Origin of the sequence: Butyrivibrio sp. MC2013 (genome assembly GCF_000424585.1) — a bacterium.
Taxonomy (GTDB): domain Bacteria; phylum Bacillota; class Clostridia; order Lachnospirales; family Lachnospiraceae; genus Butyrivibrio.
This window is the reverse complement of sequence record NZ_AUKE01000021.1, coordinates 24,653-37,150: the sequence shown is the minus strand read 5'-3', so window position 1 is coordinate 37,150 and position 12,498 is coordinate 24,653. Positions and strand designations below refer to the sequence as shown.

At 44.5% G+C, this 12,498-nt stretch carries 14 protein-coding genes and 1 other annotated feature; of the genes, 13 read left to right on the top strand and 1 reads right to left on the bottom strand.

The window, feature by feature from the left end; all coding sequences use genetic code 11:
- Positions 1-22: 22 nt before the first annotated feature.
- The 9 genes from G636_RS0111345 to metG all read left to right on the top strand — a co-directional run bounded on the left by G636_RS0111345 (position 23) and on the right by metG (position 7,863).
- Positions 23-886 (top strand): GNAT family N-acetyltransferase, encoded by an 864-nt coding sequence (locus tag G636_RS0111345; RefSeq protein ID WP_026508160.1) that lies wholly within the window; start codon positions 23-25, stop codon positions 884-886.
- Between the two features lie 46 nt (positions 887-932).
- Positions 933-1,604: a methyltransferase family protein gene (locus tag G636_RS0111340; RefSeq protein WP_026508159.1), complete on the top strand. Its 672-nt coding sequence runs from the start codon at positions 933-935 to the stop codon at positions 1,602-1,604.
- Between the two features lie 14 nt (positions 1,605-1,618).
- The gene (locus G636_RS0111335; protein ID WP_330363966.1) at positions 1,619-2,410 is read left to right on the top strand and encodes a ZIP family metal transporter; all 792 of its coding nucleotides are present in this window, start codon (positions 1,619-1,621) and stop codon (positions 2,408-2,410) included.
- Positions 2,411-2,456: 46 nt separating this feature from the next.
- Positions 2,457-3,224 (top strand): GNAT family N-acetyltransferase, encoded by a 768-nt coding sequence (locus G636_RS0111330; RefSeq protein WP_026508157.1) that lies wholly within the window; start codon positions 2,457-2,459, stop codon positions 3,222-3,224.
- A 27-nt stretch (positions 3,225-3,251) separates the two neighbouring features.
- A complete protein-coding gene (locus G636_RS0111325; RefSeq protein ID WP_026508156.1) occupies positions 3,252-3,725 on the top strand; it encodes a GNAT family N-acetyltransferase in 474 nt (157 codons plus the stop codon).
- 52 nt (positions 3,726-3,777) lie between these two features.
- On the top strand, positions 3,778-4,647 hold the full coding sequence (locus tag G636_RS0111320) for a pyridoxamine kinase (protein WP_026508155.1): 870 nt from the start codon (positions 3,778-3,780) through the stop codon (positions 4,645-4,647).
- A complete protein-coding gene (locus G636_RS0111315; RefSeq protein WP_035779593.1) occupies positions 4,644-5,156 on the top strand; it encodes a TIGR04002 family protein in 513 nt (170 codons plus the stop codon). The genes G636_RS0111320 and G636_RS0111315 overlap by 4 nt, the downstream gene beginning before the upstream one ends.
- A gap of 20 nt (positions 5,157-5,176) precedes the next feature.
- Positions 5,177-5,770 carry a TIGR04100 family radical SAM protein gene (locus G636_RS0111310; RefSeq protein WP_026508153.1) on the top strand — a complete coding sequence of 198 codons (594 nt, stop codon included), beginning with the start codon at positions 5,177-5,179 and terminating at the stop codon, positions 5,768-5,770.
- Positions 5,771-5,862: 92 nt separating this feature from the next.
- Positions 5,863-6,119: a binding site (T-box leader), on the top strand.
- A complete protein-coding gene (gene metG, locus G636_RS0111305; protein WP_081668397.1) occupies positions 6,103-7,863 on the top strand; it encodes a methionine--tRNA ligase in 1,761 nt (586 codons plus the stop codon). Its footprint overlaps the feature before it by 17 nt.
- A gap of 4 nt (positions 7,864-7,867) precedes the next feature.
- On the opposite strand, the gene G636_RS0111300 is transcribed toward metG, so the two are convergent.
- The gene (locus G636_RS0111300; RefSeq protein WP_026508151.1) at positions 7,868-8,758 is read right to left on the bottom strand and encodes a flagellin N-terminal helical domain-containing protein; all 891 of its coding nucleotides are present in this window, start codon (positions 8,756-8,758) and stop codon (positions 7,868-7,870) included.
- A 249-nt stretch (positions 8,759-9,007) separates the two neighbouring features.
- On the opposite strand from G636_RS0111300, the gene G636_RS0111295 reads away from it, so the two are divergent.
- The 4 genes from G636_RS0111295 to G636_RS0111280 all read left to right on the top strand — a co-directional run bounded on the left by G636_RS0111295 (position 9,008) and on the right by G636_RS0111280 (position 12,423).
- Complete coding sequence (locus G636_RS0111295) at positions 9,008-10,129, top strand: DUF362 domain-containing protein (RefSeq protein WP_026508150.1); 1,122 nt, start codon at positions 9,008-9,010, stop codon at positions 10,127-10,129.
- Positions 10,130-10,215: 86 nt separating this feature from the next.
- Positions 10,216-10,506 carry a hypothetical protein gene (locus G636_RS0111290; protein ID WP_026508149.1) on the top strand — a complete coding sequence of 97 codons (291 nt, stop codon included), beginning with the start codon at positions 10,216-10,218 and terminating at the stop codon, positions 10,504-10,506.
- 386 nt (positions 10,507-10,892) lie between these two features.
- Positions 10,893-11,498: a hypothetical protein gene (locus tag G636_RS0111285; protein ID WP_026508148.1), complete on the top strand. Its 606-nt coding sequence runs from the start codon at positions 10,893-10,895 to the stop codon at positions 11,496-11,498.
- A 103-nt stretch (positions 11,499-11,601) separates the two neighbouring features.
- Positions 11,602-12,423 carry an alpha/beta fold hydrolase gene (locus tag G636_RS0111280; protein WP_026508147.1) on the top strand — a complete coding sequence of 274 codons (822 nt, stop codon included), beginning with the start codon at positions 11,602-11,604 and terminating at the stop codon, positions 12,421-12,423.
- The last annotated feature ends 75 nt before the right edge of the window (positions 12,424-12,498 follow it).

Genomic DNA, 12,498 nt, shown 5'->3' with positions numbered 1-12,498 from the left:
TCGATATTTAAGGAGAAATAATATGAGTTTTTGTATAGAAAAGAATTACCGGAATAACGAGGCTCTCAGAGCATCATTCAATAGATTGGCAGAAAAGACCTTTGGTCTTAACTTTGAGAACTGGTATCAGAATGGTTTTTGGCAGGATAACTACAATCCTTATTCGATTGTGATAGATGGAGAGGTTGTGTCTAATGTTTCGGTCAACGCCTGCAACATGAATTATAAGGGCGAAATTGTGAAGTTGATCCAGCTCGGAACAATTATGACAGACAATGACCACAGAGGAAAAGGATATGCCAGAACTTTGATGGAAGAGATTCTGAAAGACTACGAGGGGAAGGTGGATGGTATTTATCTCTTCGCAAATGATTCTGTGCTTGAGTTTTATCCGAAATTTGGATTTAAAGAAGCAAAGGAATATCAGTATACAAAAGTGGTGACAATATCTAATGAATGCAAAACTGAGATGGTTCCGTTGAAGGACAAAGGCGATTTTGACAGGATTGTAGAGCTACTTGATAAAGAAAGTCAGAACGCTCAGATGTATATGGTAGGGAATACCGGATTATATATGTTTTATTTGTCGCAGTTTATGACGGAGAATTTATTCTATATTGCTGATTGTAACAGCTATGCTGTTGCGGAAATAGAGGATGATACATTGATTCTTCATGCCATTATAGGAGGTGGTGCTGTAGATGATGTTATCGCAGCTTTTGGCTCTAAAGTGAAGAAAGTGGTTCTTTGTTTTACACCAAAAGATACATATGGCTTTGAGAAATGCGAACTTCACGAGGAAGATACTACTTTTTTTGTAAAAGGTAAATTTTTCGAAGATAGTAGTAACGAAGAATATATGATGCAGGCGATAACACATGCATAATGTTCATATCCTACAGAGGAATACGTAGATGAAGTGTTGCAAGAGTATGAATAGAAAATTATTAACACAAGCATTAACAAAAGTGATATCTGGAGTGTTCCTTGTAGGGTTGCTTCTATTTTTGCCCGCGGGATCTTTTTCATATTGGAATGGATGGCTTTTGATGGCAATTATGTTTGTTCCCATGATTGCTGCAGGATTTGTCATGATGAAGAAAAGCCCGGAGTTATTGCAAAAGCGCCTGAATGCAAAAGAAGAACAGTCTGAGCAGAAAGTGGTCATCTTACTGAGCGGGCTGATGTTTCTTGCCGCTTTTATCGCGGCGGGACTCAATTATAGATTTGGCTGGACCATCTTGCCCAATTGGATTGTCTATGCCGCAACAGCAGTGTTTTTGCTTGGCTATATGCTTTATGCGGAAGTCCTTAGGGAAAACGCGTACCTTTCCAGAACTGTTGAGGTGCAGGAGAATCAGAAGGTTATAGACACCGGTCTTTATGGGATTGTCAGGCATCCCATGTACATGAGTACATTTCTTTTGTTTTTATCTATGCCACTTGTACTGGGATCGGTCGTTTCTTTTATTATCATGCTTGTATATATTCCAATAATCACTAAACGTATCCGCAATGAAGAACAGGTATTGGAAGATGGACTTGAGGGATATTCCGATTACAAAAAGCGAGTAAAGTACAAGGTTATACCATTAATCTGGTAGGGGGACAATATGCAATGAGACTATTGTTTGAATCGGCTATGTGGAAAATAATCATCATTCCGTTCCTGGGGACAGCGCTGGGAGCGGCCAGTGTATTTTTGTTTAAAAAAGAAATGAGCCGGAGGATGCAGAGAGCCCTTACAGGCTTTGCTTCAGGAGTGATGGTGTCTGCATCTTTTTTCAGCCTTTTGCTTCCAGCGCTTGATCAGACAGTAGAAATGGGAAAACTTGGTTTTCTTCCTGTATCTATTGGATTCGGTATAGGTATGCTTTTCCTTCTGGTAATGGATATGGTGACACCTCACATGCATCTGGATAAGAATGAGGAAGGCCCAAGGAGCGGACTAAAGAGAACAACAAAGCTTGTCCTGGCGGTTACTCTTCACAATCTTCCTGAAGGAATGGCTGTGGGAATAGTATGTGCAGGCTGGCTTTATGGGAACAGTACAATATCTTTTACTGGAGCACTTGCCCTGGCTATTGGTATTGCGATACAGAACTTCCCGGAAGGAGCAATTGTATCAATGCCGCTTTTAGGTGAGGGAGTTCCCAAGGGAAAGACCTTTCTTTATGGCGTCCTGTCCGGAATTGTAGAGCCTATAGGTGCACTTTTAGTCATCGCTGCATCAGGATTGTTTATTCCAATGATGCCATATCTGCTTAGCTTTGCAGCAGGAGCCATGATATATGTTGTAGTGGAGGAGCTCATTCCTGAGATGTCTGAAGGTGAGCATTCAAATATCGGAACAATTTCTTTTGCCCTGGGGTTCATACTCATGATGGCGCTGGATGTAGGGCTGGGTTGAAGATGATAACGAATAAAGCACTACAGGTGAAGAGGGTGTTTGATCAATGACTAACAGAGAGATAAAGGAAATTGCATTAAGGCAATCTGCAGAGGATATCGGCTGTAAGGCGCAGGATTTTTTGTCAGATAAGAATGTCGTTGTGCCATTTAAGCTTGGCAAAAATGCGCGAAAGTACTATAAAGAGCCGATCTCATGCACTTTTGTTTCCTATGGGAGCAACATCGTTGCGGCCACCACAGACGAAATATCCGATCTGGTGACGGAGTATATTGGCAAGTTTGAGTTTTATCACTGCTTTGAGACGCCGAATATGCATTGGCTCAATGACAAGCTGATAGAGCGGGGCCATAAGGTATGCTTCATGGCGGAGTATTATCTTCCGGATGTTAATAAGATAGCTGATATGGAATGCCTGTATGAAACCCGCATACTTGGCCCGGAGGACTTCAAAGAATTGTATCTGCCTGAATGGAGTAATGCACTCTGTAAGGACCGCAAGCACTTGGACGTATTGGGTGTAGGAGCATATGATAATGACAGATTGATAGGCTTTGCGGCATGTTCAGCTGACTGTGATGAGATGTGGCAGATAGGTGTAGATGTTCTGCCGGGGTACAGGCAAAAAGGGATTGCTTCTGCGCTTACAAGCAGGCTCTCAAGGGAAATCCTGGATAGAGGAAAAGTCCCTTTTTATTGCTCTGCATGGTCAAATATCAGATCTGCCAGGAACGCAGTGAAAAGTGGCTTTATACCTGCGTGGGTAGAGATGAGCGTTAAGCCCAAAAGTATTGTTGACGAGATGAATTCTTAAGAAAGAGGCCATGGGACTATTGCTGAAATGAAGATCGAACTTAGAAAACTGACTGAAGAAAACATGGAGCAATGCTTTGGGCTTAGAGTTGCTAAGGACCAGATGCAATACATTGCTTCAAATGAGGCTTCCTGGAAGACTGCCAATGAAAATGCAAAAGTAGCTCGTCCCTTTGCAATATATTGTGATGGAGAAATGGTAGGATTCACAATGTTTGCCTTTGATGAGGATTATGAAGATCCTGATGACAGGTATTGGCTATGGAGACTAATGATTGACGAAAGTTTTCAAGGAAAAGGATATGGAACTGCTGCACTTAAGGAAATAATCAGATATTTTAAGGAGCATGGTGCAAACAATATCCGTCTGTCAACGAAGGATACAAACAAAGTTGCATTATCCATCTATCAAAAAGCAGGATTCAGAGCTACCGGGGAAATGAATGATGAAGAGATAATGCTCCAGCTTGATGATATATCTGGTATTAATAAAACTATTTGAATTGGATATTAATATATTACCAAACTTGAAATATAATTGCAGATGACTCAATATGACAGCAAAGGAGAGAACGGAGAAAATGCGAGTTGCAGCAATTAATGACTTGTCGGGATTTGGAAAATGCTCACTGATTGCAGATATTTCTGTTTTGAGTTCAATGGGCATCGAGGTTTGCCCGGTACCCACCGCAGTATTGACTTCTCAGACAGGATTCCCATCATATCATATTCACGATACTACAGATATGGTTGAATATTCTATCAGAGACTGGAAAGAGAGAAATGAGACCTTTGATGGTATTCTGACTGGCTTCATGCCTGGTGAGAAGGTCATTGATGATGTGCAGTCTTTTGCAAGGGCGTTTAGGACAGAGAAGACTATATTCCTTGTGGATCCTGTTATGGGGGATAACGGAGATCGTTATTCTAACTATTCAGATGAGATGCTTATAAAGATGAAAGAGCTTGTGGCTATGGCGGATATAATAACCCCTAATCTCACAGAGCTATGTCTTCTCGCTGATGAAGATCCGCAATCGGTGATAAAGGAATTTAAAGAAAAAAGAGACACGCAGCTGATCATTAAGCTGGCTTCAAAAATAAAAAGCAGTGACAGTCAGAGCACCGTTGTTACCGGGGTGTCTTTGGATGAAAACATTATCAGCAATATCATTGTTTTTCAACATGGCAGTCATGTTATAAAAAGCAGTCATAACGGTCTGAGCTATTCCGGAACCGGTGATCTCTTCGCAGCATCACTTATGGGAAATATCCTTAAGGGAAAAGATATACTCGAGGCAGTCAGGACCACAGCGGAATTTATTAACCGATCTGTTGAAGCTACTTCTTCCACAGACAGAAACTACGGAGTTGATTACGAACAAATATTGGCAGAGGGGCCGGGAGGCAAAAGATTTTTATGAATAAAAACAGATTATTGACTATTACAGGACTAATGACGGCTTTGACAGTTCTTTTTACTGCGTACATATTTCATATACCGGTAGGAATGAATGGAGGATACGTACATTTTGGAGATACCATGATCTATCTGGCAGCTGTGTTATTGCCTACTCCTTATGCAATGGCAGTTGGAGCCCTTGGAGGCGGAATAGCGGACCTTTTGACTGCTCCTATATGGGCTTTGCCTACGGTAATTATCAAGATGCTTATAGTATTGCCATTTTCCAGCCGCAAAGTCAAAATGCTGTCTGGTCGAAATATGATCGCTCCTATTATTTCTTTTATCATATCAGCTACAGGTTATTACATTGCAGAAGCTATTCTGTTCGGGAGCCAAGCTGCGCTTTGGACCTCATTTACCGGTAGTTTTGTACAGTCAGGCGGAAGCGCACTGTTTTTCTACATAGCAGTGACCGCACTTGAAGGCGCAGGTATCAAGAAGACATTTTTTAGTTTTGGCAATGAATAAACTGTAAGGAGAATCAAGGAATGGCGGATATTTTATACAAGTACAAATCATCGGTTTATGCAAATATCACAAATAAATGCAATTGCAGATGCACTTTCTGCATTCGCTTTTTGAAGGATGGAATTGGAGATGCAGACACCCTTTGGCATCAACAGAATCCAACCAAAGAGGAGGTTGTAGAGGCAATAAGAAACTTTGATTTTACAGGATTTGACGAGCTGATTTTCTGTGGTTACGGAGAACCGACCTGTGCATTGGATATTCTGCTTGAAGCAGCCAAAACTGCAAAGGAGAAAGGACTTAAGACCCGCCTTAACAGTAATGGCCTGGGGAATGTGGAGAACGGCAGGAATATAGTACCTGAACTTGCCAAGGTGATCGATAGCGTGTCAATAAGTCTCAATGCTCCTGACAGCGACAAATATAATGAGGTTACAAGACCACAGGTGGATGGCGCCTTTGAAAAGATGATCGATTTTGCCAAAAAATGTAAAGAGCAGATAGGTAATGTTAAGTGGTCAATAGTTGATGTCCTTCCTGCAGATGAGATTGAACAGTGTAAGCGTTTATCCAATGAGACTGGCATTGAACTTAGAATCCGTCATTTTAGTTAAAAGATGGCCCCTGGGGGGGACGGGGTTAATGGACCATTTTTTGAGTGAACAAGAACAGCTGTTGACTTTTTAAGACCGGTGTTTTAATCTGTAACAAAGCTGTGAAAAGAAGAGTAGGTTGTCAGGAGCTTTACAGAGAGCCGGCGTTTGGTGAGAGCCGGTGAGCAAGCGGCATCTGAACATGGTCTTGGAGCTGCGTACCGAGGTGTGAACTTAGGCTACGACGGGTGCGCCCGTTACAGTGCTAGACTATCGTTGGGTCATTTCCCTTCCGTAGTTGATAAGGCTCATATCGTGAGATATGGGTGAATTAGGGTGGTAACACGAAGCTTATGCTCTCGTCCCTGAATTATTCAATTCAGAGAAGAGAGCTTTTTTGTACCCGCAAATCCGGATTGACAGATAAAAAGAGCTCTCCTCTGAGGAAACTATTTAACATTTATAGTCACCAAAAGGAGGATAGTAAAATGAACAGAAATATTCTGATCGGAGGAGCCTGGCCCTACGCCAATGGCTCACTGCACATCGGGCACATCGCAGGCCTTTTGCCGGGAGATGTACTTGCAAGGTATCACAGGGCTTGTGGAGACAAGGTCTATTTTGTATCGGGAAGCGACTGCCATGGGACACCTGTGGCTATCAGAGCCAAAGCTGAGGGAAAGACTCCAAGGCAGGTCAGCGACCACTATCACGAGGAATTTGTGGACTGCTTCAGACGCCTTGGCTTTAGCTATGACTGCTATACCAAGACCTCAGATGAGCATCACAAGAACTTCATAAGGGATTTCCATGAGAAGCTCTATGAAAGCGAATATGTATATGAAAAAGAGACCCCCCAGGCCTTTTGCGAATGCTGCAATACCTTCCTGGCAGACCGCTTCGTTACAGGCATATGTCCTAAATGCGGCGAGGCTGCAAGAGGTGACCAGTGCGATATATGCGGTACTGTCCTTGATCCGGAGAGCCTTAAGGAGCCTGTTTGCGCTGTCTGTAAGAAGCCGGTGACATTCCGGCTATCGACACATCTTTACATAGCGATATCCAAACTTGAGAAAGAGCTGACAAAGCTCCTTGATAACGGCAAAAGCTGGCGAAAAAATGCCATCGCTTTTACAAGACGCTACATTGACGAGGGACTTAGAGACCGCGCCCTCACCAGGGATCTGGAATGGGGCATTCCTGTTCCCAAGAAGGAATATGAGAATAAGACAATCTATATCTGGGCCGAAAATGTCCTGGGATATCTTTCGGCTGCAAAGCGTGCAGCAGATGAAAGGGGCGAAAGCTTTGATGAGCTCTTTGGCCCTGCTGCCTATCACTACTATGTCCACGGCAAGGACAATATTCCCTTCCATACGATCATCCTTCCTGCGCTCCTTATTGCTAATGGCAGCGGCTATCATCTTCCGGATCAGATCGTATCAAGTGAATACCTGACACTTGAGGGCAGGAAGATCTCTACCAGTCAAAATTATGCCATCTGGGTAAAAGACCTGCTGGACAGATATGATGCGGATTCACTAAGATACTATTTCCTGGCCAATGGACCTGAAAAGAAGGATGCGGATTTCTCCTGGACCGAATATGTGAACAACCACAACGGAGAGCTGCTGGGCGCCTACGGCAATTTCATAAACAGGACCCTGTCTTTTATAGCAAAATACTATGACGGAGTAGTACCTGAAGGGAGACTCCCTGGAGCCTGGGAGGCAGACTTAAAAGACCTCTATATATCTACCGGAAAGAGAATAGAAGAGGGCCACTTCAAAGACGCCGTTGAAGGAATATTTGAACTGGTCAGAAAAGCCAATAAATATTTTGACGAGCAGGCCCCTTGGAAAACAAGAACAGAGGATCCAAAGGCCTGCGAGAATACCCTGTATCAGTGTACGCAGATCATTGCCAACCTCGCTGTCATCCTGGCACCCTTTATTCCCTTCTCCTCTGAGAAAGTCTGCAGCTGGCTTGGTATATCAGACGACTGGAACTACACGGAAGTTAAGCCCGGATATGTCATACCCGAGCTGGAAATACTCTTTGAGAGGCTTGATAAAAAAGTGATCGACGAGGAGCGCACCAAACTATCTATCTGACAGATCACTGCAGGAATTTCATAACACCCATATTTGTCTGATTGGCCTGGGTCAGGATAGTTTCACCTGCCTGGGCCAATATTTTGTTGCCGGAATACCTTATAAGCTCTGATGCCATGTTGGTATCTCTGATCCTGGATTCCGAAGCGTTAGTATTCTCATGGACATTATCAAGATTTTTGATAGTGTGCTCTAAACGGTTCTGGACAGCACCAAGAGCAGAGCGCTCGCCGGATATGTATTCCATGCTCTTCTTGACCAGGTCAATGCCTCTTCTGGCACTCTCGCCGTTTTGATCGGCAACATTGATGGCAGAGATGCCCAGTTTATCAGAGTTTAAAGTGTTTATCTCGAATTTAAAGGAACCTTCAGCATTTTCGCCAACCTGCAGCTTAACAGAGAGAGGACCGGAATCCTCACCTGAATCAGAACTGCCGCCATTTTCGGGGATGGCAGATGTATTATTATGATTTCCGGGGTCTCCATCGAAGAGATTCATGGTGTTAAAAGATGTAGAAGATCCGATTCTGTCTATCTCATCGGTAATACGGCTGATCTCGTCCTGTATATTGGCCCTGTCATCGTAGGTAATACTGCCATTGGCAGCCTGCAGGCAGAGCTCATTCATCCTTTGCAGCATGTCATGGACTTCGGTCAGGGCACCTTCTGCTGTCTGGATCAGAGAAATGCCGTCCTGAGCATTTGAAGAAGCCTGGGAGAGCCCTCTGATCTGCCTTCGCATCTTTTCGGATATGGCCAGTCCTGCTGCATCATCGGCGGAACGGTTGATCCTGTAGCCGCTTCCCAGCTTTTCAGCTGATTTGTGCTGTACATCTTCTACAATACTGTTTTGCCTTTCGGCATTAATAGATGAGATATTATGCTGTATTACCATTGTGTTACTTCCTTTCCTTGGAATGGCATGCCCTGTTCCTATCCGGGAATAGGGCATAGAAATGCGTCCTTGCATTTCCTCATAATATTCTGCTATTTTTTCTATCGGCATGTTTACATGATTATATTAATGCTTTTTTGAAAAAATTTTTATCCTTTTTATAGGTCTTATGAAGCGGCTGGTCAAAAGCATCCGGATATCTGATAAAATCCTATATAGGAACTTTTATCAATTTTATGGAGGTGTTTCATGGGCAAATCTAAAGTGTATTTTACGGATTTCAGGACCAGGCTGGAGGTCAGCCAGGGCGTCAAGCTTCAGAATCTCTGTCGCAGAGCGGGTATAGGTGATATTGATTTTGAAGGGAAGTTTGTAGCTATCAAGATGCATTTTGGTGAACTGGGCAACTATTCTTATATCAGACCAAACTATGTCAAGGCGGTAGCTGATCTGATCAAAGAGCTGGGAGGCAAGCCCTTCCTTACCGATTGTAATACCCTTTATCCCGGCAGCCGCAAGAATGCCGTGGACCACCTTTATAATGCAGAAGTTAATGGCTTTAACAGTGTGACTACAGGCTGCTATGTGATCATAGCTGATGGTCTTAAGGGCACTGATGAAGCAGTGGTCCCTGTTCCACGTGGCGAATATTGCCGGGAAGCTCAGATAGGCAGGGCCCTCTATGATGCAGATATCATCATCTCCCTGTCACACTTTAAGGGGCATGAGATGACCGGCTTTGGCGGTGCTATCAAGAATATCGGCATGGGCGGCGGCAGCCGCGCCGGTAAGATGCAGCAGCACAATGACGGCAAGCCTGAGGTAGATCCCGATCTGTGCAGGAACTGCCATGTGTGTGCCAGAGAGTGCGGATCTGATGCCATATCCTATGACAGTGGCAAAGCATATATAGATCAGGAGCTGTGTAAGGGCTGCGGACGCTGCATCGGCGCTTGTGCCTTTGATGCTATCAGCGCTCAGACTGATAGTGCCCTGGAAGCTCTCTGCTGTAAAATGGCTGAATATACTGCGGCTATATGCAATGGCAAGCCTTGCTTCCATATCAGCCTGATCATGGACGTGTCTCCCAATTGTGATTGCCATGGCGAAAATGATGCGCCCATCCTGCCCAATATCGGTATGCTGGCATCCTTTGACCCGGTGGCAATAGACCAGGCCTGCGCAGACCTTTGCCAGCAGGCAGAGCCTATCCGCAACAGCCAGCTGGGTGACAACCTGGCCAAAGAGGGCTGGCACCACCATCATGATCATTTCCTGGATTCCAATCCCAATGTTAAATGGAAAGAGACTCTTGAACATGGAGAGAAGATCGGACTGGGAACTAGGGACTATGAGCTTGTCAAAATCTGACAGTAAATGACCTTGCTGCAAGCGGCAGGCTTAAAGCCATGGAAGAGTAAAAAAACAGACTATTAAGATAAGAAAAGAGGACAGTCATGGATTTATCAGAAAAGCTTACAAGATTAATGGATATAGCCAAAAAAGATGCAGTGGTCAGGGAGAGGTTATTGGCTACAGAAAAGTCGGACAATCCCCTTGCGGATTTTTGCGCTATAGCAGCAGAGCATGAACTGCCCATATCAGTAATGGAGCTCATTAATGAAGGAGAGGAGTTCTACGCCGAGATCAAGCGCAGCACCAACGGCGGCGGCGAGAATTCTCCTGATCTGGATGCCTGGAATGATGAGTATTCCATCTTCATGATGAGACTAAAGGACCTGCAATAAACCAACCCGGCTCAGCCTTTCGCAGTGAAAAATACCTGCAGAGGGAGCACTGATGCTAACGCTTTGGTCGGAAGTTTATGGCCCCCGGCTCTATATCCTTTATTATATGGCGTGAACTCCGGCAAAGTCTGCAAGCAGACTCCGCCGTCAGACAGCACGCCATAAACATAATAAAGGACATATAGCCGGGGGCTCTTAAACTTATCCGACCTTCGCTAATACGCATCATTGCTCCCTTCTGCAGGCGTTTTTTCATTTGCGGAGGCGTTATGTGTATACCGTCCATAAGAAAGTAGTATGAGCATTGCCCGGGAGATGTTATTATTGAATTGATAAATAATACTATGGATATAATTTCGTGATCTGTTCCATACATGGAGGGATATATGAACAATGATTTTGTGATCCAGCTCATAGGCTATCTGGGCTCGGCCTTGGTACTCATCTCTTTTCTCATGGTGTCGGTGTACAAGCTCCGCATTGTCAATTCCATAGGCAGTGTGGTATGCGTGATATACGGTCTTATCATAGGTGCCTATCCTACGGTGGTGATGAACCTGTGCCTGGTGGCTATCAATATCTACTATCTTATGAAGTCGGCCGCCAGTCAGAAAAATTATGATTTTATAAGGGTCAGCCCTTCCGACGGCCTGGTGCAGCATATGATAGAGCGCAACCGCGCGGATATCCTTAAGTGCTTTCCCGGTACATCTCTTGATTTCTCAGAGGCGGACACAGGCTTTGCGGTCTGTCATGATGGCTTGCCTGTAGGGATCATGCTGGGTAAGCTTTCAGGGGGTGAACTTCGGATAATGTTAGACTATTCCGTCCTTCCATACAGGGATTTTTCCATTGGCAGATTTCTCCTCTCCAGACTCAGGGGAGAGGGCATAGCAAAGCTTATCTATATTGGTGATGACACTTATCACAAGGCATATCTTCGGGAAACAGGCTTTGTGAGAGTGGATGATCACTATGAAAAAGAGTTTTGATCCGATTGTATTCTGGCAGAGATTGATCTTAAACAGGACCTGTTTTAAAAAAAGCGAATATTGAACAGGGAGAATATGAAGGTCTGATAAAGGGGAGATAATCATGAATGAGGGCATATATACTACAGATCATGGTCCGATACATTATTGGTATAACACGGAATGCTTTGGGGCAGATGCTCCCATTCAGCTTGTCTTTCTCCCCGGGCTGACAGCGGACCACAGGCTTTTTGACCTGCAGATCAGGCATTTTGAAGGGCGTTTCCCTGTTTTTGTGTGGGATGCTCCGGGACATGCGGTTTCCTGGCCCTTTGATCTGTCCTTTAGCCTTAGGGATAAGGCTGTATGGCTGGATGAGATCCTGCGTGAGATAGGCTTTGACCATCCTGTGATCATAGGGCAGTCCATGGGCGGCTACCTGGGACAGATGTATGCCCAGATATTTCCTGATAAGCTCAGGGGCTTTGTATCCATAGATTCTGCGCCTCTTCAAAGGCGCTATATGACAGGTATAGAGATATGGCTATTAAAGCGCATGGAGCCTGTCTATCGTCACTATCCCTGGAAGACGCTGCTTCGCCAGGGCACAGAGGGCGTAGCCACCACTGAGTACGGACGGGAACTGATGCTGGAATTTATGATGACCTATGACGGCGATCAGGAGCGCTATGCACGCCTTGCCGGCAGCGGTTACCGTATGCTGGCAGAAGCTGTGGAAGAGAATCTCCCCTATGAGATAAAGTGTCCAGCCATGCTCATATGCGGCAGCGAAGATCATGCAGGCTCCTGCATCAGATACAATAAGGCCTGGCACAAGGTGAGCGGCATCCCCATCCACTGGATAGAAGGCGCAGGCCACAATTCCAACACCGACAGGCCTGATGAGATTAACAGCCTTATAGATTCATTTCTTACGGCAATATAGATCAAATAGGAAGACCTCTTATCACTATCGTCTTTTTTAATTTCATTCTTTATATGCATATAAGTATATGTTAAA